Consider the following 24,896-nt stretch of genomic DNA (forward strand, 5'->3'; position numbering starts at 1 on the left):
ACCGTTCCCGTTGTCCGCTTGACCTCAGCCCCGCACCCGGATTGGCCAGGATCACCGATGACAGTAGAGCGGCCCGAATGGCCCCCGCCGGAACTGGACTTCAGCAAGCCCACCATCGCGCGCGCCTATGACGCCCTGCTGGGCGGCAAGGACAACTTCGCGGTGGACCGCGAGCTCGCCGACCAGACGGCCCTGCTCATCCCCGGCCTCCGCGAGTCCGCGGTGGAGAACCGCAAGGTGCTCGTGCGCGGCGTCCGCTGGCTGGCCGGGGAGGCCGGCATCGACCAGTTCCTCGACCTCGGCAGCGGCCTGCCCACCGTCGAGAACACCCACGAGGTCGCCCAGGCGCGGAACGCCAAGGCCAAGGTCGTCTACGTCGACATCGACCCGCTGGTGGGCGTGCACGGCCGTGCGATTCTCGCCGAGAACGCGTACACGCGGGTGATGGTCGGGGACGTCCGGGAGCCCGAGGCGATCCTCGCGCACGAGGACGTGGCGGACTTCCTCGACTTCGACCGCCCCGTCGCGCTGATGCTCGTCGGCATGCTCCACTACCTGTCGCCCGGCATCGCCGACCGGGTCGTCTCCGCGTACCGGGACGCCCTCGCGCCGGGCAGTTACCTGTTCATGACCTCGCTCGTCGACACGGGCCTGCCGCAGCAGCAGGAGCTGGCGCGCATCACCCGGGAGAACCTCGAAGAGGGCTGGGCCCGCACGCCGGAGGAGATCGAGCACCACTTCGGCGACTTCGAGCTCGTCGAGCCGGGCGTCACGTACACCGCGCTGTGGCGGCCGGACGGCCCCGTCGACCCGGACGGCCTGGAGCCCGGCGAGCAGCTGGGCATGGCGGGGATCGCCCTCAAGAAGAGGTGACGGGCCCGGCCGTTACAGTGGCCGCGTGACCGCCGCCCCCTCGACCCCCGGCCTGGACCGCGTGTACGGGTGCCTGCTCGGCGGCTCCATCGGGGCCGCCCTCGGCGCGCCCGTCGAGCGGCTCACGCTCGGCGAGATCCGCGCCGAGTACGGGCCCGAGGGCCTGCGGGAGTACGCCGCCGGCGAGTTCGGCACCGGCCGGATCACCGGCGAGACGCAGCTGATGACGCGCACCGCCGCGGCCATCGCCCGGGCCTCGGTCCGGGCCCGCGACCGCGGGATCGGCGGCGCCGTGATCGGCATGGTCCAGGCGTCCTACCTGAGCTGGCTGGAGCAGCCGGAGGCGGCGGTCCTCCCGCCGGTGCCTCCGCGGACGCCGTCCGGCCCGGCCGTGTCCGGCGGGCGCCGCGGCGGCGTGGGGCGCAGCACGCTGGAGGCGCTGCGCGCGGCGGCGGCGCGCGGCCGGCCGGGCCATCCGCTGGGCACGCCGGACGAGCCCGTCAACGACTCCAAGGGATGCGGCGGGCTCCTCCGGGCGGCGCCGTGCGGGTTCGGGACGGGCGACGAGGAGGGGGCGTTCGACCTCGGCTGCGAGGTCGCCGCGCTCACCAACGGGCATCCGAGCGGCTTCCTCCCGGCGGGCGTCCTCGCGGTGCTCGTCCGGGGCCTGGTGCGCGGCGCCGGGTTCGAGGAGGCGCTCGGGCTCGCGCGCGGTCTCCTCGCCCGCCGCGAGGGGCACGAGGAGACCGCGCGGGCGCTCGACGACGCCGCCCGCCTCGCCGCGGACGGGCCGTCCACCCCGGAGCGGGTGGAGTCGCTCGGCCGCGGCCACACGGCCCCCGAGGCCCTCGCCATCGCGGTCCATCTCCTGCTCCGGGCCGAGAGCGACCCGCCCCGGGAGGAGTGGAACGCCTGGCGGCGGCCCGCCCTCCAGGGACGGCACGCGATGCTGCGCGCGGTCAACCACTCCGGCGACAGCGACGCGACGGGGGCGTTGACCGGCCACCTCCTCGGTGCCCGGTACGGGTCCGCCGCGTTCCCCGGTTACTGGCAGTACGGGCTGGAGAACCGCCACGGCGTGCTCGCCCTGGCCGCCGACATCGTCCTGGAGTTCGGCGTGGAGCCGCCGGCCGACCCCGAGGGGCAGGGGCATCCGCCGATGGGCTGGGCGCCGTCCGCTCCGGACGCCTGAAACTCCGGGAAGCCGCCTGAAGCCGGGCAAAGCGGTTGCGGCGTGCGAGCGGGCTCGGCCAGACTCGGCGCCGACCGGCGGGGCGAGCGCGAGGAGGGGCCGATGAGCAGCGGGGCCGGCAAGGGCAACACCTATCTCGAACAGGTCGTCGCGCAGCAGGCCGAACTCGAGGGCGACCTCCGCGCCCGCCGCGGCCCCGCCGCCCCCGGCGGGCCACCGCAGATGGCCGCCGCGGCGCCCGCGCCGCGCGGCTCGCGCTCCTCGCGCCCCTCGGGCGCGCTCGGCAAGCGGCAGCGGGCCCTCGGCGCCGGCGACCCGGCGTCCGGGAGCGGCGGCCCGGGCCCGGTGGACGTCCGGATCAGCGGCTTCTGGCGCTGGAAGAACGTGCTCGTCCCGCCGAACGCGTTCGTCGTCCACACCCGGCGCGGCCGGGAGAAGCCGCTGCACATCGGGCTGGGCGTCTCGTTCCGGTTCAACCCCGCGACCGACTCGTTCCTGGTGGTGCCGGGCGCGACGCAGACGATCCTGATCAACGCGTACTGCATCTGCAAGGAGCTCCAGGGCGTCCTCGTGCAGGGGTACGTGCAGTGGATCATCCAGGACTTCGCGGTCGCCTACCGCAAGCTCGACTTCGGCGACGACCAGGACCCGATGCGGCTGGTCAACCTGCAGCTCAAGGAGCAGGCCGAGGCGGCGATCAAGGACAAGGTGTCCACGATGGGCGTCCGCGACGTCCTCAGCGACAAGCAGCCCATCATCGAGGAGCTCACCGCCCGGCTGCGCGCGGTCGCCGAAGGCGAGGCGGACGCGGCGGACGAGGGCCTCGGGCTGCGCATCGTCACCGTGCAGATCAAGGAGGCGGTCGTCAGCTCGTCCCGGCTCTGGGAGAACCTGCAGAAGCCGTACCGCTCCGAGCAGGCGCAGCTCGCCCGGCTCGCCGAACTGGAGGCAGAGGAGGCCATCGCGCAGCGCGAGATGGCGGCCGGGCGGCTCAAGGAGACCCAGCGGCTGGAGCACGAGCGGGAGCTGGCCGAGCTGCGCGCCCGGAACGAGGCGGGCCGGTTCGACACCGAGGTCGCCGAGAAGCTCCGCCGCACCCGGCGGGAGCACGACGACGCCCGCGAGGTCGCCGAGCTGGAGACCGAGACGACGCGGCACGCGCTGCGGATGGAACGCGACCGGCACGCCGAGGAGGCCGAGACCGGGCGGCTGCGGATCGAACGGGAACGGGAGCTGAAGCGGCTCGAACTGGACGGGGAGCTGGAGACGGCCCGCGCCCGCGCCGCGCTCCGGCACGAGCAGGCCATGCTGGAGGTCGAGCGCGACCAGGCCAGGGCCGCCATCGAGAACGCGCGCACGCCCGCCAGCGTCCAGGCCGAACTGATCGGCGCGCTGCCCGGGATCGTGGAGCGGCTGCCGGCGCCCGCCGAGCTGCGCTCGGTCACCATCGGCGGCACCGACCAGACCAGCGTGGCCGGGCTGGTCGCCCAGCTCACCGCCGTGGTCGGCGCGCTGCGCGACGCCACCGGCGACGGCCCGGAAGGCCGCTGACCGCCGGACCTCCGGCGGCGCCCCGTTCGCCCGCCCATAGCCCGCGCGAACGGCTATCATCGCGGGGTCCGGCGGGCGAAACCGCTGGACAACGGGCCTTACCGGGCCGACTTGCGCCCTGACCGGGCCGTGGCGGGAGGTGCTGTGCGGGCGGTGAAGCGGACCACGGCGGCCGATGTGGCCCGCCGGGCCCAGGTGTCCACCGCGACGGTCTCACTGATCGTCAACGGCAAGGCCGAGGGCCGCGTCTCGCCCGGCACCCGCGCCCGCGTGCTCGCCGCGATCGACGAGCTGGGCTACCGCGTCGACGCCGTCGCCCGCGACCTGGCCACCGGCCGCCGGCACAGCGTCGCGCTCGTCGTCCCCGACATCGCCAACCCGTACTTCTCGCAGCTCACCCAGGGCGTCGCCGGACGGCTCGGCGGCTACCAGCTCTGCCTCGTCATCGCCGACCCGGCGCACGACCCCACCCCCGCCGGGCTCGACCGGATGGTGGCCGAACGGGTCGACGGCATCCTCGCCGAGGCGCCCGCCGTCGACCTGATCCGCAAGCTCGACGGCCGTACCCCGCTGGTCGTGCTGGACCGGCCGTCCCCGGAGTCCGACTCCCCGTACGTCGGATTCGACCTGGAGGAGGGCGCGACCGCGCTGATCGACCACCTGCTCGGTCTCGGCCACGACCGGATCGGCTACCTCGACGCCGACATCGGCGTGCCGACGTTCCAGGCCCGCCGCGCCCGCATGGACGCCCGCCTGCGCGAGGTCACCGGCCACGGCTTCACGGGCCCGGCCGTCCAGGCCAGGACCGACATCGACGCCGCCGCCGCGGCCTTCGCCGCCGGCTGGGACGGCTGGAAGGCCGCCGGCGTCACCGCGCTGGTCTGCGCGGCCGACGTGCACGCGTACGGCGTGCTGCGCGCCGCCGCCCGGCTGGGCGTGGCCGTACCGGGCGAGCTGTCGGTCGCCGCGTTCGACGACCTGCCGTTCTCCGCGCTCGTCAGCCCGCCGCTGACGACCGTCACCCTCTCGGCGTTCGACCTGGGCCACCGCGCCGCCGGGCTCCTCCTCGAACTGATGGAGGGCCGTTCCCCGGACACCGAGGCCCCGCCCCTTCCGGCGCCCCTCCAGGTCCGCGCCACCACGGCCCCGCCGAAGACCGCCGCCTGACCGGCAGAGCGCCGCGGGCCGTGGCCCGGGTATCGCGTAACAGGGAACCGGCCGTTCGGTCACGTGATCATGTCAGCCTCGTCAAGCGCTTTACTCCAGGGCGTTCACCCGGCTAGCGTGCGGCCGGTGAGCGCTCCCGCAATGGATGGTGTCATGAACGGCCGGGACGGCGACGAGCGGGTGATCGCGTCGGCCGAGGTCGCCGACGCGCTGGCCGCCGGGCGGCCGGTCGTCGCACTGGAATCGACGATCATCGCCCACGGGCTGCCCCGGCCCCGCAACCTGGAGGTCGCGCGGGAGCTGGAGGACGCGCTGCGCGCCGCCGGCGTCGTGCCCGCGACCGTCGGCGTGGTCGGCGGCCGCCCGCTCGTGGGCATGTCCCCGGCCGACCTGGAGCGGATGGCGACCGGGGACGGCGTCGCCAAGGCCAGCGTCCGGGACCTGCCGGTCGCGATGGCCACGGGAGCCGACGCGGCCACCACCGTCGCGGCCACCGCGTACCTCGCCCGGCGCGCCGGCGTCCGCGTCTTCGCCACGGGCGGGCTCGGCGGCGTGCACCGCGGCGCCGCCGGGACGTTCGACGAATCCGCCGACCTGCCCACGCTGGCCCGCACGCCGATCACCGTGGTCTGCGCGGGCGTGAAGTCGATCCTGGACGTGGCCGCGACGCTGGAACGGCTGGAGACGCTCGGCGTGACCGTCGTCGGGTACGGCACCGACCGGTTCCCCGGCTTCTACCTGTCGGAGTCCGGGCACTCGATCGACTGGCAGGCCGGCGACCCGGCCGCCGTGGCCGGGATGATGTCCGCCGCCGACGACCTCGACCTGCGGTCCGCGATCGTGGTCGCCAACCCGCTGCCGCCCGCCGAGCAGCTCGACCCCGCGCTGCACGACCGGATCCTCGCGGAGGCGCTGGCCGAGGCCGACCGGCGGGGCCTGCACGGCAAGCCCGTCACGCCGTTCCTGCTCGACTACTTCCAGCGGGCCTCGCAGGGGGCGAGCCTGGAGGCGAACATCCGCGCCGTACGGTCCAACGTGGCCCTGGCGGCGCGGATCGCGCTGGCCTGGTCGCCGGGCCGATGACCGTGCTCGTGGTCGGCGACGTGATCGACGACATCGTCGTCCGGCCGCAGCGGCCGGTCACCGCCGACAGCGACACCCCCTCCACGATCACCGCCTGCCCGGGCGGCTCCGGCGCCAACCAGGCCGCCTGGCTGGGCGCGCTCGGCGCGGACGTGCGTTTCGCCGGACGCGCCGGTGCCGCCGACATCGCCGCCCACACCGCCGCGCTCGCCGCGGCCGGGGTGGACGCCCGGCTGGCCGCCGACCCGGGCGCCGCCACCGGCCGGATCGTGGTGCTGGCCGAGGGCGGGCGCCGTGACATGTACACCGACCGCGGCGCCAACCTCAACCTGTCGGCCGCCGACCTGCCGGACGAGCTGCTCGACGGCGTCCGGCTGCTGCACGTCTCCGGCTACTCGCTCTTCCACCCCGGCGTGCGGGACGCCGTCGGCGGCCTGATGGCCCGCGCCCGCGGCCGCGGCGTGGACGTCTCCGTCGACCCCGGCTCGGCCGCGTTCCTCGCCGCGACCGGGGCGGAGGCGTTCCGCGCCTGGGCCCGCGGCACCTGCCTGATCTTCCCGAACCTGGACGAGGGCCGCCTGCTGACCGGCCTGCGCGAACCGTCCGACGTCGCCACCGCCCTGACCGCCGACCACGAGGTGGTAGCCCTCAAGCTCGGCGCGGACGGCGCGCTGGTCGCCGCGCGCGACGGGACCCGCCTCCGGCTGCCCAGCGCGCCCGCCGAGGTCGTCGACCCGACCGGCGCGGGCGACGCCTTCTGCGCCGGCTTCCTGACGGCATGGGCCGCGGCCCGCCCCCTGGAGGACTGCGCCCGCGAGGGCCTCTCCGCCGCCGCGTCCGCGATAACCACCGTGGGCGCCCGCCCCCCGACCAACCTCACCCCGGACCCCCGCACCCGGTAGGGCAACAGACCACCCCCACCGATCACCCCCACCAACGCTCGCCCCCGGCCCGGGCACCCGGTGTTCGGTCGTGGCTCAGGCTCCGCCGAGGGCGCCGCGGTCGGTGAGAGTGCGGATCGCGTCCAGCATCAGGTCCCAGAACCGGTCCGCGTCCAGGTCCAGCGCCACCTGGACGTTCGGCTCGGCGCCGGTGACGCCGTGCAGGTCCACGACCGTCGCGCCGCGCGTGTGCTCCCCGGCCAGCTCCACGGCCACCGGGGCGTCCACGAGGCGCACCACGGCGGGCTCGATGATCGCCGCGATCGCCACCGGGTCGTGGACCGGCGGCGCGGGCATGTCGTAAACCTTCTCGTACGCTCCCGCGAAGAACCGCAGCAGCCCGCCCAGCGTCGCCGGCAGCAGCCCGCCGATCGCGTGCAGCCGATCGAAGATCTCGGGGGTCGCCAGTGCCTGGTGCGTGACGTCCAGCCCGCACATCAGCAGCGGCAGCCCGCTGCGCAGCACCCGGTCGGCGGCCTCCGGATCGGTGTGGACGTTGAACTCGGCCAGCGGCGTCGTGTTGCCCCGGCCGGCGCTGCCGCCCATGAACACGATCCGCTCGATCCGCTCCTTCACCTCCGGGTGGCGTTCCAGCAGCGTCGCCACGTTGGTGAGCGGGCCCGTCGCGGCGATCGTCACCGGCCGGTCCGACTCCGCCAGCAGGCGCGCCATGAGGGTGACGGCGTCCTCGTCCGCCAGCGGGACGGCGGGCTCGGGCAGCGGCGCGCCGTCCAGCCCCGTCTCGCCGTGGATGTCGGGCGCGGTCCGGCGGTCCCCGCGCAGCGCCCGGTCGGCCCCGGCCGCCACCACCGTGCCGTCCAGGCCGGCGAGCGTGCAGATCTTCCGCGCGTTCAGCGTCACCGCCTCAAGCGGCCCGTTGCCCGCCACGGTCGTCACGGCCAGCAGGTCGACCGCTGGGTGCGCCGCGGCCAGGAGGATCGCGAACATGTCGTCGTGCCCGGGATCGCAGTCGAGCAGGAGGGGCACGGGCGAAGCGGGAGACAGGTCCATCACGATGCCCATTATGAGGGGGATTCGGGCGGCTGACCTGGGCGGAAGAAATTCTTTGAGAAAGTTCGGGCGGGATGTCGAACGGGGGCGGGGCCGCTCGACGCGTAGGTGAAGGCACACCAGCGAAGGAGAATCCGATGACCGCCTCCGTGCAGAACACCGCCGCCACTGCCACCGCCGTGCAGAACGTCACCGCCACCGCCCGCAAGCGCCGTACCGCCGCCTCCGCCGCCTCCGCGTCCGTCACGGGCAAGACCTCCGTTCGGCGCCGGGTGCTCTGGGGCTTCCAGATCCTCATCGGAGCGTTCCTGCTGTTCGGTTCGGCGATGCCGAAGTTCGCCGGGCAGGCCGACGCGGTCGAGACGTTCGTCAGGCTCGGCTGGCACGACGGGATGCGCTACTTCGTCGGCGCGGTCGAGGCCGCGGGCGCCATCGGCCTGGTGATCCCGCGGCTGGCCGGCGCGGCGGCCACCGGGCTGATCGGGCTCATGGTCGGCGCCGCGCTCACCCAGATCCTGGTCATCGAGCCCGCCTGGGCGCTGCTCCCCGCGGTGTTCGGCGTGATCTTCGCCCTCGTCGCCTGGGACCGCCGCGCCGAGACCCGGGCCCTGGTGAACGGCCTCAAGCGGGGCCGCGGGCACTGACACGGCCGGCCGCACCGGATCATCGAGCCCCCGCCCCGGCGGGGGCTTGATCCGTTCGGGTAGGCTGGTCCGCGGCGAAGGGGAGTAGTCCCGATCCGCTGAGCGGTCGACATACTGGCGCGAGCCCGGCCCTCAGGCCGTGACCTGGTCACGGTGGACGAGACCTTCGGTCTGGTAAGGCGTGCCCGTTTCCGGGCGCATCCGTCATGCCGGGCCGAGCGGTCCTCTCCCTCCGGGGCGCGCCCCCGGTACGCGCCACAGGGCCGTCGAGGCCCGGCCCTGAGGGGGAAGGGCCCCGATGTCTTTCAGCGTCACCACGCTCCTGACCGCGTTCGCCGTCATCTTCCTGGCCGAGCTGCCGGACAAGACCATGTTCGCCTCGCTGGCGATGGGCACGCGGATGCGCCCGCTGTACGTGTGGTTCGGGACGTCCAGCGCGTTCGTCGTGCACGTGCTGGTCGCCGTGGCGGCCGGGAGCGTCTTCGCGCTGCTGCCCAAGCCGCTGGTGCAGGTCGTGGCGGCGGCGCTGTTCGCGTTCGGCGCGTACACGCTGCTGCGAGGGGGCGACGACGACGATGACGAGGAGGAGGGCGCGGGCGGGAAGGTCACCGGGCTCTGGCCGACCTACCTGACCGCGTTCACGGTCGTCTTCATCAGCGAGTGGGGCGACCTCACCCAGATCACCACCGCCAACCTCGCCGCCACCCAGGGGCCGCTGCCCGTCGCGCTGGGGGCCCTGCTGGCGCTGGTCAGCGTCTCCGCGCTGGCGCTGATCGCCGGGCGGTTCATCGCCGAGCGCGTCCCGCTGAAGATCGTCCAGCGGATCGGGGGAGTGGTGATGGCCGGGCTGGCGATCTGGTCGTTGAGCGAGGCCGTCCTGGGCTGAGGACGGGCCCAGGGTCGGCTCCCCCGAACCTCGCCCGTATTGCGGCGGTTTCCGGCAAGATGGCCGGAGGATCGACACGGGGGAGGTCCGTTTGGCGCGGGTCAGCCGGCGGGAGCGCGTGCGCTACTGGTTCGACAACACCATGGCCAAGGGCACCCCGGCGCTGATCGGCTGGCTCGGCCTGGCGTCGGGCGCGCTCATCCTCGTGGTCACCGTCCTCGCCGTGCTGCTCGCCCCCGGCGACACCGCGCGCAACGGCAGCTGGCCGGGTGTGGTGTGGCGCAGCCTGCTGCGGACGCTCGACCCGGGGACGATGGGGGACGACGAGGGCACCGCGCCGTTCCTCGGGCTGATGCTGCTGGCCACGATCGGCGGGATCTTCATCGTCAGCGCGCTGATCGGCGTGCTCACCACCGGCCTGGAAGGCAAGATCGCCCAGTTGCGGAAGGGGCGTTCCCGCATCGTCGAACGCGACCACACCGTCGTGCTCGGCTGGTCCGACCAGGTCTTCACGGTGGTCGCCGAACTGGTCGAGGCCAACCAGAGCCGGCGCCGCTCCTGCGTGGCCATCCTCGCCGACCGCGACAAGATCGACATGGACGAGGCGATCCGCGCCACGGTCGGCGACCTGGGCCGTACCCGCGTCGTCTGCCGGCGCGGCGACCCCCTCAAGGTCGCCGACCTCGAACTGGTCAGCCCCGGCACGGCCCGTTCGATCATGGTGCTGTCGCCGCCGGTCGCCGACGCCGACAACCACGTGATCAAGGTGCTGCTCTCGCTCGGCGCCCGGGAGTGGGACGACGCGCGCCCGCACGTCGTCGCCGCCGTCCACGACTCCGCCAACCTCCCCGCCGCCCGCCTGGCCGGCGGCCCCGCGGCGCACGTCATCGACGCCGACGACATCGCCATCCAGCTGATCGTCCAGTCGCACCGGCAGTCCGGCCTGTCCACCGTCTGCACCGACCTGCTCAACTACCGCGGCCACGAGTTCTACATGCGGCCCGAGCCGGCCCTGACCGGCATGACGTACGGCCAGGCCCTCTCCGCGTACGAGCTGGGCGTCCCGGTGGGCCTGCGCCGCGCCGGCACGGTCGCCGTGAACCCGCCCGCCGACACGGTCATCGCCGCGGACGACGAGATCATCCTGCTCGCCGAGGACGACCTGCTGATCCGCCTCGCCGAGACGCCCGCGCCCTTCGCCGAGGACGCGATCAGCACCGCCGCACCCCGCTTCCAGGGCCCAGAACGCACCCTCCTCGTGGGCTGGAACGGCCGCGCCGCCAAGATCATCCGCCTGCTGGACGCGTTCGTCGAGCCGGGCTCCGAACTCGTGATCGCCGCCCGCCAGGACGACCCGAGCGCGGCGTTCGGCGGCCTGGACAACATCAAGGTCGGCTTCGTCCGCTGCGACCCCACCGACCGCACGCAGCTGGAGGCGCTGGACGTCGGCTCGTACCAGAAGATCATCGTCCTGGGCGACGAGGGCCAGGACCCCCAGCACGCCGACGCCCGCACCCTCGTCACGCTCCTGCACCTGCGCGACATGGAGGAGAGCCTCGGCGACCCGTTCTCCATCGTCAGCGAGATCAACGACGACGCCAACCGCGAGGTCGCCCAGGTCACCAAGGCCGACGACTTCGTCGTCAGCGACAAGCTGATCAGCCTGATGCTCACCCAGCTCAGCGAGAACCGCCACCTGCACGACGTCTTCACCGACCTGCTGGACCCGGCGGGCTCCGAGCTCTACCTCAAACCGGCCTCGGACTACCTCCGCCCCGGAGCCGTCGCCGACTTCGCCACCGTCATCGAGTCCGCCCGCCGCCGCGGCGAGACGGCCCTGGGCTACCGCCTGCACGAGCAGTTCCACGACCCCCCGGCGTACGGCGTCGTCCTCAACCCGGCCAAGAGGGCCCCGCTGACCCTCACCGCCGAGGACTACGTCATCGTCCTCGCCGAGGACTGACCCTCCAGCAGCCGTGCCAGCGGCTCGCGCACGTCCACGGGCAGCAGGTTCAGCTCCTCGAACAGCTCCGGCCCCGCCCACATGAGCTCGTAGGAGTCGTCCGGCGCCTGCGCCTCGGCCTCGGGCCCGGACAGCACCGGGACGCCGGCCACGTCCGTCATCAGGAAGTACGACGCCGGCCGCCTGGCGTGGTACCCGGTCCACAGCGGACGCCCGATCCGCGCCCGGAGGGTCGTCTCCTCCTCCAGCTCGCGGACGGCCGCCGCCTCGGCGGTCTCCCCCTCCTCCACATGCCCGCCCGGCAGGATCGCGTACCGGTGCCCCGGGCACTCGGGCCCCGCCTCCCGGCCGAGCTCGCAGAGACCGCATTCGCTGGACGACCCCTTCCTGCGGAAGCGCTTCATGACCAGCACGCGAGGCCCGTCCACGACCACCGCCACCGCCCTGGGAACCGTCATCCCCCGATCATGACACCGCCTCCCGAACGCGTTCGGCGCAGGCGATCGTCGCCGCCTCCCGTTCATTCGCGGGCGGCCAGGCCGATGACCGCGCACACCCACTTGCAGCCCTGCTCGGCGGCGCGCTCCGTCCACACCCGTTCCGCGTGGTGCCGTACGAGCTGAAGCCCCCACCCGCCGAACGCGTCGCCCTCGGCCGCGTCCACGTCCTCGACACAGGTGACGGTCTCCCTGACGACGGGCTCCCGCCGCTCTGCGCCGTCCAGCACCTTCAGCCAGAGGCCGTCCTCCCTCCGGCTCAGTCGCACTCGTACGAAAGCCCCCTGCGCCGTCACCTCCACGGCGTTGGTGACCAGCTCCGATACCACGGCTAGGGCGGCCTCCTCGCACTCCGTGACTCCCCACTCCTGGACGGTCGCCGCCACGAACATCCGCGCTAGTACCACCGAGGCCCGAGCGGCCCGCAGCTCGCACTCGGCCACCGGATGGATCGTTCTCGCCATCGTCATCACTGCACTCCTTCCGTCCGGTCGTTCGGAGTACAGAATGCGATCGATCGATTACTCTGAGGAGTATTCGTTGGCGTTGTGTACTCACCCCCCGGAGGTCAACGTGGCGCCGCATCCCGGAGTCGACCCGGACGACTCCCTCTGGTCGTGGTTGGCATACGACCTGCGCAGGTATCGCGAGTGCCGCGGCATGCCCCAGTCGCAGGTGGCCAAGATCATTCACGTCACCAAGCAGCAAGTACACAACCTTGAAAGTGGCATCCGAAAGCCGAATAAGGACCAGGTCAAAGCGCTGGACGCCGTGTGGGACACCGGTGGGCACTTCGCCAGACTCCGCAAGTTCGCCGAGGCCGGTCACGACCCCGACTGGTTCCGCGCGTTCACCCAGTACGAAGCCAAGGCGCGGAGCATCAAGACGTACACGCTGTCAGTGGTGCACGGGCTTCTCCAGACCCCGGACTACGCGCGAGCCTTGTTCGTCGCCGGTGGTCTCCAGAACGTGGACGCCGCGGTGGAGGCGCGCATGGCGCGTCAAGAGGTTCTGACGCGGTCGCCGGAAATCTGGGCCCTGCTCAACGAATCCGTTCTCGACCAGCCTGTAGGAGGGGCGGCGGTGATGCGGGCACAACTCGCTCACCTCATGGAGTTCAGCGAGCGGCCGAACGCTTGGGTGCGGGTCATTCCAAGGCGGGTAGGTGCCCATATGGGGCTAGATGGCTCGTTCACGGTCATTTCCACCCGCTCGGAGACGGTCACCTACCTGGAGGCTTTCGGGGGTGGGCGGCTGGCTCAGGAGACCGCTGAGGTAGCGGAGTTTGCGCTACGGTTCGACAGGATTGGGGCAGATGCGATGTCCCGGACGGACAGTCGAGCCTTTATCGGGCGGATCAGGGAGGCCATGCGATGAAGGATCCTTTCTGGCGGAAGTCCAGCCGCAGTAACACGCAGGGCAACGAGTGCGTTGAGGTCGCCCACCTTGGTGTGGGCGGTGTTGGTCTGCGGGATAGTAAGGCTCCGGATGCCGGTCATCTGGTCGTGGCTCCGGCCGAGTTCTCCAGGCTCGTGTCCCGTATCAAGACGGGCGCCTGATCGCCGGTCTGGAGGACGCGGAAGGCGAGCCACGGGACCGCGAAGAGCATCAGGCTCGGCCGGCGCCGGCGGTGCGCCGGTAGGTGTTGATCAGGACGCCGGTGCTGGACGCCTCCGACGCGGTGAGCGTCAGGTCGCGCGGCGCCGTACCGGTGTCGAACAGCCGCTTGCCGTCACCGAGGATGAGCGGGAAGAGCAGCAGGCGGTACTCGTCGACGAGGTCGTGCTCGACCAGCGTGCGCAGGAGCCCGCCGCTGCCCAACAGCACGATCTCCCCCTCGGTGCGCTTCTTGATCTCGGTCACCGCGGCGGGGAGGTCGGCGCCGAGCACGGTGGAGTTCTCCCAGCTGGGGTCGGTGAGCGTGCGGGAGGCCACGTACTTCGGCATGGCGTTCATCGCCGCGACCGCCGGGTCGCTCCGGTCGGCGTACGGCCAGGTGGCGGCGAAGATCTCGTACGTCCGGCGGCCGAGCAGCAGCGCCGCGGCCCCGGCGGTGGAGTCGCTCATGAACCTCTCCACCGCCGCGTCGACATAGGGCAGCACCCAGCCGCCCCGGTCGAACCCGCCGTCCCGGTCCTCCTCGGGGGAGAGCACCGACTGCATCACGCCGTCGAGGGACACGAAGTTGACCACCGCGAGCTCGCCCATCACCGCTCCTTGGATGAATGCCGATCGGTCGTGGAACCCGCCCACGGTAGACGCCGGACGGCCGCACGGTCCGCGGGTCCCGGCACGCGGGGTCAGCCGGCCGGGTGGCCGGGTTCCAGGTCGGGCAGGGAACGGAAGTTGAGCGGGGCGGCCGGGGTCCGGACCGCGACGTCGATCGGGGAGAGCAGGAAGCCGACGTGGTCGCCGAGGTCGGCCCGTTCCAGGATCCGGCCGACCAGGTGGCGGTGGGCGTCGGCGAGCAGCGGCACGCCTTCGGGGCCGGGCCGCCAGGCGCAGCGGGCGAACTTGTCGATCTCGTCCCCGGTCTCCGTCGCGAACAGGGCCGCCAGGTCCTGCTGGTCCCGGCCGAGGACGTGCACGGCCAGCAGGTCCGCCGCCGCGGCGACGCGGTAGGTGTGGTTGCGCCGGGACAGGCAGGCCAGGAACCTGAACGGCTCGATGCTGGTCTGCGTGGCGAACCCGACCAGGCAGCCCGCCCGCGTGCCCGTCCGGGGATCGGCGGTGGTCACCACGAACATCGGGTAGTCGAATCCGCCGACGAACTCGTCGCTGTCCATCCCCGCAGCCTAGGGTTCCGAGGCCGCGTCCTCGCGCACGCCGCGCAATGTGTTCCAGCTCACCCCGGCATCGAATATACGGAACCGTATAACAGGTCTAGCCTCGGCTTTATACGCAACCGTATATTCGGGGCGGGTGCCCCGAGCAGGAAGGTGGCTGTGGCCATGGGTGTTCCTCGCGCGGTCCGTGCCGGAGAGGCCGTCAGCGGAGTCGTGGGGGTGCGTGAGGTGCCCGAGTCCGCGCGTGCGCTCAGCACGCTGCCCGTCATCGACTACGCCGACCGGTTCGGCCTCGCCGCGGGCGTGGACGCGGGCCCGGAGCGGTGGGCGCGGGCGATGTTCGGGGACGTGCCCAGCCCCGGCGAGCGGTTCATCTGGCGCGGGCTCCTGGGGCTGCGGCTGGCCCGGGGACGGTCGCCGGACACCGTGGCCGGGTGGCGCGTCGCCGGGCGGGGCGAGGACTGGATCGTGCTCGAAGCCGAGTCATGGTTCCTGTCCGGGAACCTCGTGGTGCAGGTGGCGGACGGGCGCGTGGCGCTGAGCACCTTCCTGCGCTACGAGCGGCGGCTCGGGGCGGTCGTGTGGCCGCCGCTGTCGGCCGTCCACCGCAGGCTGGTCCCCGGAGTGCTGCGCGGCGCGGCGGCGAGGATCGGCGCCGGTCACTGAGCCCGGCGGTCGCCGAAGATCCGGGTGTAGAGGGCCATGGCCCGGGCCGTGGGGGACGGCGGTCCGGGGAGGAGGCGGTACGTGGGGGCGCCGGCGTCATCGTGTCCGGTGCGCAGGAACAGGGTGCCCGGGGGCGGGGCGTTGTGGAGGCGGCGGGCCAGGTCGTACAGGTGGGTGACGAAGAGCGTCCGGGTGCCCAGGTCGGCGAGGGCGCGGAGGATCCCGGCGGCTATCTCGGCGCCCTCGCGCTCGGTCGTGGACGAGAACGACTCGTTGCACAGGAGCAGGGAGCCGGGGCGGAGCCCGTCGACGAGGGCGCTCATCCTGGCCAGCTCCTCGTCCAGCCGGCCGCTGGACATCGAGCGGTCCTCCTCGCGCCTGAAGTGCGTGAAGACGCCGTCCGCGAGGGAGGCCGCGAACTCGCGGGCCGGGACGAACATGCCGCACTGCATCATGAGCTGGGCCGTCCCGGCGGCGCGCAGGAACGTGGACTTGCCGCCGCGGTTGGCGCCGGTGATCACGATGAGGCCGGTTCCGGGGGCGTCGACGTCGCCGGCCGTGGCATGGCCTTGCAGGAGGGCCAGGCTCGGCTCGTACAGCTCGCGGGCGATGAGGGTACGGTCCCCGGGCGGCCGGGGTTCGGGGAGGCAGATCGGCAGGCCGTGGCCGGTGAGGGTCTCGGCGAGGTTGACGCAGCCGACGTAGAAGCCGAGCTCGTCGCGCAGGGCGCGGAAGAAGTCGCGGACGTGGTCGGCGGACTCGGCGGTCGCGCGGGCGACGTCCGCGAGGACGAGGTCGCGGAGCGCGGGCAGCGCGCGCCAGCTCTCCTCGTGCTCGGAAGGGACGGTATAGGTCAGGCCGGCCTTGCGGAAACGGCGCGGGACGCGGCCCTTTCCCGGTGGCGCGTGCAGGCGCAGGTCGGTGCTCTTGTTCCCGGGGCCGAGCCGCGCGCTCGCGACGATGCCGTGGTCGAAGCGGAGGTCCCCGAGGAGCGCCTCCGCGGTACGGAGGTAGTCCTCGCCCACCTCGGTGCGGAGCGCGCCGAACAGTTCGGCGAAGCCCGCGGAGCGGAACGCCGCGGCGCGCTCGGCCGCGAGGTCGCGCAGGTCCCGCAGCGATTCGCAGGCCAGCTCCAGCGTCCGGACCGAGCGGTTCAGAAGGGCCTCGGGACGGCCGCCGCGGAAGATCTTCCGCTCGGCGTCGACGGCCTCGGCGGCGAGCCGGTAGAGGGCGCGGACCGTTCCGGGGTTCCGCAGGCAGTCGTTCAGGACCCGCTGGCGGTGGCCGATCGCGGCCGCGTCGGTGAGGGGCGCGAGCGTCGTCGCGCGGGCCAGGGCGTACAGGCGCTCGTCGCCGCGGGCCATGGCCGTCCACAGGTGGTGGAGGCGCAGGTCGTCGGCCAGGTCCGCGCCGGCCCGTTCCGGGGAGCCGGCGGCCGCCAGCAGCCGGGGCCTCACCGGCGCACCCGGTCGATGATCTGCGCGTACGTCAGGCCGTGCCGCTCCGCGATCGCGCGGGCGTGGGCGCGGCCGTCGGCGGGGCGCCGCACGATCCGGTACGTGCGCTCGTCGCCGGCGACGGTGGCGACCATGCTGACCGCCTTGGGACTCAGCCGGGACAGCTCGTCGATGAAGCCGACCCACAGGCACGGCGCGTCCAGGCGGGTGATCTCCGCGAGGACGGTCTCGCCGAGCGTCCGGGCGTCGCCGGCGGTGGTGGAGGAGAAGATCTCGTTCAGCACGATGACGCTGGCGGGCGTCGCGCGGTCGAGGAGCGCCCGCGTCCGCAGCAGCTCCTCCTCCAGCTTGGAGGCCAGGTCGTCGGGGCCCTCGGCGCGCTCGTAGTGGGTGAGGATCCGGTCCGGGAGGAAGATCCGCACCTCGCGGCCGGGGACGGGGCAGCCGAGGGCGGCGAGGTGGTGGAGCTGCCCGAACGCGCGCGACAGCGTCGTCTTGCCGCCCTGGTTGGGGCCGGAGACGACGAGGACGCGTTCGGTGCCGGAGAGGTGGACGTCGTTGGTCACCACGCCCTCGCCGCCCAGCTTGGCGGCCAGCGCCAGGTCGTACACGTCGCGGGCGGCGAGGGTCTTGTCGGCGGCGGAGACCGCCGGGAGGCAGACCGGCAGCCCCGCGTCGCGCAGCGGTGCCAGGTACGCCAGGTAGCCGAGGTAGAACCGCAGCTCGTGCTCGGCGCGCGCCAGGTCGTCCGGCACGAGGCCGCGGCCGCTCTCGCAGAACGCGGCGACGTCCCGGAACACGCGGGGGTGCAGCTCGGCGACGAAGTCCAGGATGACGGCCTCGACGTCGTCCAGGCCGAGTTCGGGCGGGGAGCCGTCGCGCGGTGCGGGCGCGGGGTCCTGGCGGAAGCGCTCGAACGTCGCCAGGACCCGTTCGGCGAAGTCGGGGCGGGCGTCCGGGTCGTGCGCCGCGACGGTGACCTGGTCGCCGCGCAGGAACAGGTCGTACCGGACGTCGCCGAGGCGGTCGCGCAGCCGGGCGGCCCGCTCGCGGAACCCGGTGAACGCCGCGCCGCGGGCGTGGGCGGTCACGTCGTCGCGCAGGTCGAGCAGCCCGGGGGCGGTCAGGGGCGCGGCGTCCAGCCCCTCCGCGAACGCGATCACCGCGGCGGTGTGGTCGAGCGCGATCTCCAGGAACCAGCGGTGCGCCTGCGGCGGGTGCTTGCGGCGGGACAGGGCCTCCAGGCGCCGCCGGGTGCGTTCCATGGCGGCCGTGAACCGGACGGCGACCTCGTGGACGGCCGGGTCCTCCAGGTCGCGGAAGATCCGCTGGCGGAAGGCGACGAGGTCCGGGTCGCGCAGCGGGTGGCGGTAGCAGGCGGCGAGTTCCGGTGCGCCGCCGGCCCGCGCGGCGTCCCGGACGACCTGGTCGAGGTTCAGGTCACGGAAGTGGCCGGGTTCGGGGACGTCGGCGAGCCCGGCGGGGGGTCCGGCGGCGCCGAACAGGATGCTGCGGATCGCCATCCGCCCCACCTCCCGACCGGAGATCAGCCCATGCGGAAGTGTTCAACCTACACACGAGCGCGGCCGCGGGTCAGCCGGTGAAGATCAGGTCCAGGGCGACGGCGGCGGTCCACGACTGGGGGCGGGCGCCCAGGGCCTCGCCGGTGAACGGGTGGTAGTACTCGGCGAAGACGCCGTCCGAGAGCTGGTCGAGCGCGGAGGCGCGCAGGACGGCGGCGGCCTCGGGCTCGCCGGAGCGCTCCAGGCCCCAGATCAGCAGCCAGGTCATGGGCGGCCACTGGGGGCCGCGCCAGTAGCGGGCCGGGTCGAACGCGGGGGACGACGGGCTGGTGCTCGGCGGCAGGGCGGTGGCCAGGGCGGGGTGGCCGCACCAGTCGGGGGAGAAGAGCGTGTCGACCAGGCGGCGGCGCCGGGCCGGGGGCAGGCCGCCGCTGAGGAGCGGGGCGAAGCCGGCGACGGTCGCGGTACGGAGCGTGCGGCCGGTGCGGAGGTCGACGTCGGCGGCGAAGCCGTCCTCGTCGGTGGTGGCGGCGACACCGCGGCGGAAGCGGTCGGCGTGGGCGATCAGCTCGTCCACGCCGGGGAGGGCCAGCTCGTCGGCGACGGTGGCGAGCTCCTCGGCGGCGGCCGCGAAGATCGCGCTGGACAGGACGTCGGCGACGCGGAAGCTGAGGGACTCGCGGGCGCGCGCGTCGTCGTAGCGGGCCTCCCGCAGCTCCTCGATCAGCCACTGGTAGCGGCTGTAGTCGAGGTCGGTGGGGCGCTGGGCGGCGGCGCCGCCGAGGGTGCCGAGGGCGTGCACGTCGGCGCGGCGGAACGGGGTGAACGCGGCGGGCGGGACGACGGCCGCGTACGGGGCGTCCCAGCGGGGCGAGTTGTCCAGCCCGCTCTCCCAGCCGTGGTAGATCGTCAGCAGCCCGCGGCGGTCGGGGTCGCGGCGGTCGGCGAGGTAGCGGTGCCAGGCCAGCAGGGCGGGCCACAGCGCGCGGATGCGGTCGGTGGCGGCGCGGCGCTCGGTCGGGGCGGCGCGGAGCGCGGCGTCCAGGATGCGGCGGATCGCGGCGCCGTGGACGGGCGGCTGCATGAGGCCGCTGGTGGCGGGGCCTTCGGGGGCGTCGGCGCAGACGTCGCGGCAGGCCCAGCGGGCGGGGCCGGGCTCGTACGAGCCCTCGCCGTCCGAGCCGTCGGAGAAGACGATGTGGGGGACCATGCCGGTGCGCCACTGGGCGGCGAGGAGGGTCTCCATCTCGGTCAGCGCGCGGTCGGGGGAGAGGCGGGCGAGGCCGATGGCGATGAACGCGGCGTCCCAGCTCCACATGTGGGGGTAGAGGCCGGGCGCGGCGACGGTGAGGCGGCCGCGGTCGTTGCCGCGCAGGGCGTACGCGGCGCGGGCGGCGGTCTCCATGTCGGTGAGCGCGCCGCGCCGCCGGGGGACCGGCCCGGTGGCCGTCGGCCGGAGGTGGGCCCCGGCCCGGGGGGTTGCGGTCACGGTGCCTCACTTCGTCCGCCGAATCGGACACTTTGTCCGCGACGCAGGACATAGTCTCCCGGGCACGGGAGCCGGCGCAAGGCCGGGCCCGCGACCCGCGTAACACTCATGCAACATACCCGCCGGATCAGGGTGCCCGGCAGGGGCGAAACCGCAGGTGAGGGGACCGTCACCCGCGGGCGATGCGGGCGTCCACCGCCTCGGCGGCCAGCACCCGGTCCACCACCATCGAGGCCGCGCCGGTCACCCCGGCGCGCTCGCCCAGCCGCCCCTCCGCGATCCGCAGGTTCCGCGTCGAGCGGTACTGGGCGTCCCGGTAGACGACCTCGCGGACGCCCGCCAGGAGGTGCTCGCCGGTACGGGCCAGCCCGCCGGAGATCACCAGCACCCCGGGATTGGTCACGCTGACGAGCGTCGCGAGCACCTCGCCGAGGACCAGCCCGGCCTCGCGGACGCGCCGTACGGCCGCCGCGTCGCCCGCCTCGACCAGCCGTACGACCCCGGCCGTGTCCGCGGTGCCCAGCGTCCGGGCCAGCGCGGCGCCGCCCGCGACGGCGGCCAGGCAGCCGTGCGCCCCGCAGACGCAGGCGGCGCCGCCGTGCCCGCGCAGCCGGACGTGGCCGATCTCCCCGGCGGCGCCGCCCGCGCCGTGCAGGATCCGGCCGTCCTCCACGATGCCGGCGCCGATCCCCGTCCCGACCTTGACCAGGACGAGGGTGGTGCAGCCGGTCGCGGCGGCGTACTCGCCGAGGGCCATCATGTTGGCGTCGTTGTCGGCCAGGACGGGGCCCGGGAACTCGGCGGACAGCGCGGCGACGACGTCGTGGTCGCGCCAGGAGGCGACGGCCGGGGTGGGGATCACCCGGCCGGTGCGCCGGTCGACCGGGCAGGGCAGCCCGATGCCGACGCCGCAGACCTCGTTCAGGGAACGGCCCGCCCGGCCGAGCAGGTCGTGGAAGCGGGCGGCGGCCCAGGCGAGCGTGGGCTCGGCGCCGTCGGCCACGTTCAGCGGCCCGGCGGACTCGGCGAGCGTGCGGCCCGCCAGGTCGACGACGGCCGCCCGGCCGTGGGTCGCGCCCAGGTGCGCGGCCAGCACGACCGCCGAGCCCTCGTCGATCCGCAGCAGGCTGGGCCGCCGCCCGCCGGTCGAGACGTCCACGCCGCCCTCGCGCAGGTACCCGGCGTGCACGAGCTGCTCGACCCGCTGGGCGACGGTCGAGCGGGACAGCCCGGTGATCTCCATCAGATCGCGCCGGGTCCGCGCCCGGCCCTGCCGGACCAGCTGCAGCAGCCGCCCGGCCGAGGGCGCGCTCACCTGCGGCATCCCGCCCTCCCTCGCTCTCCCGCCCGCCGTCCGGCCGGCGGGCGCGCCCCTATGATCTCGCGCCGCCCCGGGCGGCCTCCGCCCGCCTTCACCGCAACCGGTCGCCCGCCGCCGGGGTTCGGGGAGGCGAGATCGACTCCTAGGGAAGAGAGCCGCACATGGATCTGCAGCTGACCGGCAAGGTCGCCGTCGTCACCGGGGCGTCCAAGGGGATCGGGCTGGCCGTCGCCCGCACCCTGCTGGAGGAGGGCGCCCGCGTCGTGGCCGCGTCCCGGACGTCCGGGCCGGGGCTGGACGCGCTCGCCGGGCCGGACCTCGTCCACGTCCCCGTGGACCTGATGGACCCGGCCGCCCCCGCCCGCGTCGTCGAGCGGGCCGTGGACGCGTTCGGCGGGCTGGACATCCTGGTCAACAACGCCGGCGGCCCGCCGCCCGGCGTGACGCTGCCGCGGTTCGGGTTCCTGAACGCGACCGACGACGACTGGCGGGAGATGTTCGAGTTCAACCTGTTCGGGCTGGTACGGGCCACCCGCGCCGCCATCCCGCACCTCGTCGAGCGGGGCGGCGGCGCGATCGTGAACGTCTCGTCCGGCAACGCCCGCCGCCCGGCGCCGATGAACCACGACTACAACGCGGCCAAGGCGGGCGTGAACAACCTGACGAAGGCGCTGTCGGAGGAGTTCGGGCCGCAGGGGATCCGGGCCAACACGGTGTCGGCCGGCCCGGTCCGCACCGACTGGTGGACGAAGGACGGCGGCGCGGCCGACGTCATCGGCGCCCAGGCCGGCGCGGACCGGCAGGCCGTGATCGAGAAGGTGGCGCCGGAGATGATGGCGCTGACCACCGGCCGGCTGGTGGAGCCGCAGGAGATCGCCGACGCGGTGGTCCTGCTGGCCTCGCCGCGTTCCGGCAGCACCACGGGCGCCGACTTCGTCGTCGACTCCGGGTTCCTCAAGGAGCTGTGACGGTGCCCGCGCCCGCCGCCGGACGAGGGGCGGCGGGCGCGGTACCGCGCGTCAGGGGACTCAGGGGATACCGAGGTGGTCGGCGAGGCGGTCCAGGTGGAGGTCGTCGTCGCCGAACGACGCCGCGGCCGCCATCGCGTGCCGGGAGAACAGGTGCAGGTCGTGCTCCCAGGTGAAGCCGATGGCGCCGTGCACCTGGTGGCCGAGCGCGCAGACCCGCTCGTACGCCTCGCTCACCCACGCCTTGGCCGCCGCGACCTCCGCCGCCGCGTCCCGGCCCGCCGCCAGCCGCCAGACCGCCTCGTACGCCGCGAACCGGGAGCCCAGCACGCCGATCGCCATGTCGGCGCAGTGGTGCTGGACGGCCTGGAACGCCCCGATCGGCCGCCCGAACTGCTCCCGCCCCGTCGCGTACTCGACCGTCAGGTCCAGCACCCGCTGCGCCCCGCCGACCATCTCGGCGCACGTCGCCGCCGCCCCGTACGCCGACATCGCGTCCACGGGCGCCCGGTCCGTGCCGAGGGCGCGGTCGGGCGGCACGGCGACGGAGTCGAACGCGACGGTGAACGGCCGGTCGAGGCCGACCGTCCCGGCCGCCCGGAGCGTGATCCCGGGGGCGCGGGCATCGACGAGGAACGCCCGCGGCTCCCCGTCCAGTTCCGCGACGACCAGCAGGGCCTCGGCGCTGCCGGCGTACGGGACGAACCCCGCCGTCCCGTCGATCACGAAGCCGTCCGCCGTGCTGGCCGCCACCGGCCCCTCGCCGGGGCGGTCCCACGGGACGGGCGTGTAGCTCATGATCTGCCCGCGGGCGACGGCGCCGAGCCACCGCGACCGCTGCTCCGGCGTGCCGTACCGGGCGATCGGCAGCGCGCAGCAGGCGACGGTCGCCAGCAGCGGGCTCGGGACGAGCGCGTACCCGAGCTGCTCGAACAGCAGGCACACGTCGACGAAGTCGCCGCCGACGCCGCCGTGCTCCTCGGGGAGCGCGAGCCCGGTCCAGCCGAGCTCGACCATCTCCTTCCAGAGCGCGGCCGAGTGCCCGGCCGGGTCGTCCGCCATGGCCCGCGCGCCCGCGGTCGCGGCCCGGGACGCCAGCAGCTCGCGGGCGGTCTCGGTGACGAGGCGCTGGTCCTCGGTCGGCGTCAGGTCCATGGCGCCGGGATCTTGTCGGACCGCACCCACACGCCCGGCCGCTCCTCCCAGAAGAGCTGCACCAGGATGCCGCCGGTGTGCTTGGGGTGGACGAACGTGTGCCGCCAGGCCGCGCCGTCCGTCGTGCCCTCCTCGTCGTCGAACGTGGGGACGCCGTGGTGGGCGCAGGCGGCCATCGCGCGGTCCCAGTCGGCGACCTCGAACGTGACGTGGTGCGCGGCGGCGCCGTTGCGGTCCCAGAACCGCTGGATGAACGAGTCCTCCCCGCGCGGCATGATGATCTCCCAGCAGATCGCCGAGCCGGGGATGTTGAGCACCAGGTCCGCCATGTCGGGATGCTCCTCCATGGGCGTCCGCCAGATCGGGACGAACCCGGCCAGGTCGGCGTACCAGCGGGCCAGCTCGTCCCGGTCGGGGAACGCCTGGCAGATGTGGTCGAGCGCGACGATCCCCAGCGACGGGGCGCCGCCGTCCGGCGTGGCCGCCGGCGCGGCGGCCCCGTCGCCGCACATCTCCAGCGCGCCCGGGCCGCGCAGCCGGAACAGCACGCCGGGGCCGTGCTCGGGCGGCGACAGCGACGCCTCCAGCCAGCGGCCCCGCACCCCGCCGGTCGGCTTGATCCCGCGCGTCTCCAGGTCGGCGCGGACCGCGTCGACGTCGGGCACCTCGGCGCCCACGTGGTGCAGCCCGGCGCGGCCGCCGTGGTCGTCCAGCCACGCCTGGAGCGCCGAGCCCTCGCCCGCCGGCTCCAGCACCTCCCATGCCTGGCCCCAGCTGCCCGGCACCTCCAGCCGGACGCCGCGGCAGCCCTCGGCGGGGCTCTCCCAGCTCCGCACCCGCCGGAAGCCGAACAGCCCCTCCAGCAGCGCGACCTGCGCGTCCAGGTCGGGTGTCACCTGGGCGATGTGATCGATCCGGTAGATCAGCACAGCGTTCTCCTCAGGTTCCGGGCTCAGCTCGGGTGCGGCTCGATCCAGTCGTAGCCGTACGTGACCAGCTCCTTGACGAGGCGCAGGTTGTAGCGGTTCATCGCCGCGATCCGCTCGGCCAGCGCGCCGACCCGCTTGTCGAACTCCCCGGCCGGGTACACGTCGTTCACCAGCCCGAGCCGCATCGCCCGCTCGGCGTCGATCCGGGCGCCGGTGAACAGCAGCTCCTTCGCCAGCGCCTTGCCGATCCGCTGCGGCAGCCGCTTCACGCCGCCCCAGCCGGGGGCCGAGCCGCCGAACTCGGGCTGGTCGGGGTCGCCGTCCTCGGTCATCTTGGGGCGGTACGGGGGCCGCGCCGACAGCGTGATCTCGACCAGGCCCAGCTTGGCGTCGTCGGCGGCCACGATGAAGTCGGCCGCCAGCGCCAGCTCCAGCCCGCCGCCGACCGCGTACCCGTGCACGGCCGCGATCACCGGGACCGACAGCCGCTCCATCATCGCGAACGTCTTCTCGCCGAGCCGCCCCTGCTCGATCCGCTCCTTCTTGGTGAGCCGCTCGGACCAGCCGAGGTCCATGCCCGCGCAGAACGCCCGCTCGCCGGCGCCGCGCAGCACCACCACGCAGACGTCCTCGTCGTCGTCGATCGCGGTGAAGATGCTCCGCAGCTCCGCCATCGTCGTCGGCGTGAGCGCGTTCAGCTTGTCCGGGCGGTTCAGGGTCAGCCAGGCGACGCGTTCCTCGATGTGCAGGTCCACGGTCTCGTAGGAGGGGTGGCCGGAGGAATGATCCGTCAT

The 24,896-nt window shown here is 74.1% G+C and carries 25 protein-coding genes; 13 read left to right on the plus strand and 12 right to left on the minus strand.

The annotated features are described in order from the left end of the window. Positions 1 to 57 precede the first annotated feature (57 nt). The 6 genes from ACA361_RS36295 (at position 58) to ACA361_RS36320 (ending at position 6,768) form a co-directional block, all read left to right on the plus strand. A complete protein-coding gene (locus tag ACA361_RS36295) occupies positions 58 to 873 on the plus strand; it encodes an SAM-dependent methyltransferase (protein WP_375019632.1) in 816 nt (271 codons plus the stop codon). A 25-nt stretch (positions 874 to 898) separates the two neighbouring features. Next, positions 899 to 2,065: an ADP-ribosylglycohydrolase family protein gene (locus ACA361_RS36300; protein ID WP_375019633.1), complete on the plus strand. Its 1,167-nt coding sequence runs from the start codon at positions 899 to 901 to the stop codon at positions 2,063 to 2,065. Positions 2,066 to 2,167: 102 nt separating this feature from the next. Then, entirely contained in the window at positions 2,168 to 3,616 is a 1,449-nt protein-coding gene (locus ACA361_RS36305; RefSeq protein WP_375019634.1) for an SPFH domain-containing protein, read from the plus strand. Positions 3,617 to 3,769: 153 nt separating this feature from the next. Then, the gene (locus tag ACA361_RS36310) at positions 3,770 to 4,783 is read left to right on the plus strand and encodes a LacI family DNA-binding transcriptional regulator (protein WP_375019635.1); all 1,014 of its coding nucleotides are present in this window, start codon (positions 3,770 to 3,772) and stop codon (positions 4,781 to 4,783) included. 153 nt (positions 4,784 to 4,936) lie between these two features. After that, complete coding sequence (locus ACA361_RS36315) at positions 4,937 to 5,866, plus strand: pseudouridine-5'-phosphate glycosidase (RefSeq protein WP_375019636.1); 930 nt, start codon at positions 4,937 to 4,939, stop codon at positions 5,864 to 5,866. Beyond that, a complete protein-coding gene (locus ACA361_RS36320) occupies positions 5,863 to 6,768 on the plus strand; it encodes a carbohydrate kinase family protein (RefSeq protein ID WP_375019637.1) in 906 nt (301 codons plus the stop codon). The genes ACA361_RS36315 and ACA361_RS36320 overlap by 4 nt, the downstream gene beginning before the upstream one ends. A gap of 75 nt (positions 6,769 to 6,843) precedes the next feature. Here the strand turns inward: ACA361_RS36320 and ACA361_RS36325 are convergent, their stop codons facing one another. Beyond that, a complete protein-coding gene (locus ACA361_RS36325) occupies positions 6,844 to 7,818 on the minus strand; it encodes a nucleoside hydrolase (RefSeq protein ID WP_375019711.1) in 975 nt (324 codons plus the stop codon). A 137-nt stretch (positions 7,819 to 7,955) separates the two neighbouring features. Between ACA361_RS36325 and ACA361_RS36330 the strand changes: the two genes are divergently transcribed. The 3 genes from ACA361_RS36330 to ACA361_RS36340 all read left to right on the plus strand — a co-directional run bounded on the left by ACA361_RS36330 (position 7,956) and on the right by ACA361_RS36340 (position 11,311). Then, the gene (locus ACA361_RS36330; protein WP_375019638.1) at positions 7,956 to 8,462 is read left to right on the plus strand and encodes a DoxX family protein; all 507 of its coding nucleotides are present in this window, start codon (positions 7,956 to 7,958) and stop codon (positions 8,460 to 8,462) included. Positions 8,463 to 8,760: 298 nt separating this feature from the next. Continuing rightward, positions 8,761 to 9,348, plus strand: coding sequence for a TMEM165/GDT1 family protein (locus ACA361_RS36335; RefSeq protein ID WP_375019639.1), 588 nt, complete (start codon positions 8,761 to 8,763; stop codon positions 9,346 to 9,348). Between the two features lie 91 nt (positions 9,349 to 9,439). Further along, complete coding sequence (locus tag ACA361_RS36340; protein WP_375019640.1) at positions 9,440 to 11,311, plus strand: potassium transporter TrkA; 1,872 nt, start codon at positions 9,440 to 9,442, stop codon at positions 11,309 to 11,311. On the opposite strand, the gene ACA361_RS36345 is transcribed toward ACA361_RS36340, so the two are convergent. Further along, positions 11,284 to 11,769, minus strand: coding sequence for an NUDIX domain-containing protein (locus ACA361_RS36345; protein ID WP_375019641.1), 486 nt, complete (start codon positions 11,767 to 11,769; stop codon positions 11,284 to 11,286). The genes ACA361_RS36340 and ACA361_RS36345 overlap by 28 nt on opposite strands. Positions 11,770 to 11,831: 62 nt before the next feature. Further along, positions 11,832 to 12,278, minus strand: a complete 447-nt coding sequence (locus ACA361_RS36350; RefSeq protein WP_375019642.1) for an ATP-binding protein — start codon at positions 12,276 to 12,278, stop codon at positions 11,832 to 11,834. 37 nt (positions 12,279 to 12,315) lie between these two features. Here ACA361_RS36350 and ACA361_RS36355 point away from each other — a divergent pair, with 37 nt between their 5' ends. Together ACA361_RS36355 and ACA361_RS36360 are read left to right on the plus strand one after the other, a co-directional pair. Then, positions 12,316 to 13,185 (plus strand): helix-turn-helix transcriptional regulator, encoded by an 870-nt coding sequence (locus tag ACA361_RS36355; RefSeq protein ID WP_375019643.1) that lies wholly within the window; start codon positions 12,316 to 12,318, stop codon positions 13,183 to 13,185. After that, complete coding sequence (locus ACA361_RS36360) at positions 13,182 to 13,367, plus strand: DUF397 domain-containing protein (protein WP_375019644.1); 186 nt, start codon at positions 13,182 to 13,184, stop codon at positions 13,365 to 13,367. Before ACA361_RS36355 ends, ACA361_RS36360 begins: the two co-directional genes overlap by 4 nt. Before the next feature lie 49 nt (positions 13,368 to 13,416). Here the strand turns inward: ACA361_RS36360 and ACA361_RS36365 are convergent, their stop codons facing one another. Both ACA361_RS36365 and ACA361_RS36370 read right to left on the minus strand, forming a co-directional pair. Beyond that, complete coding sequence (locus ACA361_RS36365; protein ID WP_375019645.1) at positions 13,417 to 14,016, minus strand: dihydrofolate reductase family protein; 600 nt, start codon at positions 14,014 to 14,016, stop codon at positions 13,417 to 13,419. Between the two features lie 92 nt (positions 14,017 to 14,108). After that, a complete protein-coding gene (locus tag ACA361_RS36370) occupies positions 14,109 to 14,594 on the minus strand; it encodes a flavin reductase family protein (protein WP_375019646.1) in 486 nt (161 codons plus the stop codon). A gap of 228 nt (positions 14,595 to 14,822) precedes the next feature. On the opposite strand from ACA361_RS36370, the gene ACA361_RS36375 reads away from it, so the two are divergent. Further along, on the plus strand, positions 14,823 to 15,260 hold the full coding sequence (locus ACA361_RS36375; protein WP_375019647.1) for a hypothetical protein: 438 nt from the start codon (positions 14,823 to 14,825) through the stop codon (positions 15,258 to 15,260). Here ACA361_RS36375 and ACA361_RS36380 read toward each other — a convergent pair. The 4 genes from ACA361_RS36380 to ACA361_RS36395 all read right to left on the minus strand — a co-directional run bounded on the left by ACA361_RS36380 (position 15,254) and on the right by ACA361_RS36395 (position 21,053). Then, on the minus strand, positions 15,254 to 16,717 hold the full coding sequence (locus tag ACA361_RS36380) for a hypothetical protein (protein WP_375019648.1): 1,464 nt from the start codon (positions 16,715 to 16,717) through the stop codon (positions 15,254 to 15,256). The genes ACA361_RS36375 and ACA361_RS36380 overlap by 7 nt on opposite strands. Then, positions 16,714 to 18,240 carry a hypothetical protein gene (locus tag ACA361_RS36385; protein WP_375019649.1) on the minus strand — a complete coding sequence of 509 codons (1,527 nt, stop codon included), beginning with the start codon at positions 18,238 to 18,240 and terminating at the stop codon, positions 16,714 to 16,716. Before ACA361_RS36385 ends, ACA361_RS36380 begins: the two co-directional genes overlap by 4 nt. A 70-nt stretch (positions 18,241 to 18,310) precedes the next feature. After that, entirely contained in the window at positions 18,311 to 19,729 is a 1,419-nt protein-coding gene (locus tag ACA361_RS36390) for an amylo-alpha-1,6-glucosidase (protein WP_375019650.1), read from the minus strand. Between the two features lie 169 nt (positions 19,730 to 19,898). Next, complete coding sequence (locus ACA361_RS36395; protein WP_375019651.1) at positions 19,899 to 21,053, minus strand: ROK family protein; 1,155 nt, start codon at positions 21,051 to 21,053, stop codon at positions 19,899 to 19,901. A gap of 158 nt (positions 21,054 to 21,211) precedes the next feature. Between ACA361_RS36395 and ACA361_RS36400 the strand changes: the two genes are divergently transcribed. Beyond that, a complete protein-coding gene (locus tag ACA361_RS36400) occupies positions 21,212 to 22,018 on the plus strand; it encodes an SDR family NAD(P)-dependent oxidoreductase (RefSeq protein WP_375019652.1) in 807 nt (268 codons plus the stop codon). Positions 22,019 to 22,078: 60 nt separating this feature from the next. Here ACA361_RS36400 and ACA361_RS36405 read toward each other — a convergent pair whose 3' ends face one another. From ACA361_RS36405 to ACA361_RS36415, 3 genes are read right to left on the minus strand one after another with little or no spacing between them, the layout of a single operon-like run. Then, complete coding sequence (locus ACA361_RS36405) at positions 22,079 to 23,173, minus strand: acyl-CoA dehydrogenase family protein (protein WP_375019653.1); 1,095 nt, start codon at positions 23,171 to 23,173, stop codon at positions 22,079 to 22,081. After that, a complete protein-coding gene (locus ACA361_RS36410; protein ID WP_375019654.1) occupies positions 23,164 to 24,102 on the minus strand; it encodes a VOC family protein in 939 nt (312 codons plus the stop codon). The genes ACA361_RS36405 and ACA361_RS36410 overlap by 10 nt, the downstream gene beginning before the upstream one ends. Positions 24,103 to 24,125: 23 nt before the next feature. Continuing rightward, the gene (locus ACA361_RS36415) at positions 24,126 to 24,896 is read right to left on the minus strand and encodes an enoyl-CoA hydratase/isomerase family protein (RefSeq protein WP_375019655.1); all 771 of its coding nucleotides are present in this window, start codon (positions 24,894 to 24,896) and stop codon (positions 24,126 to 24,128) included.

The sequence above is a fragment of the Actinomadura sp. 21ATH genome (assembly GCF_041951345.1).
Classification (GTDB): domain Bacteria; phylum Actinomycetota; class Actinomycetes; order Streptosporangiales; family Streptosporangiaceae; genus Spirillospora.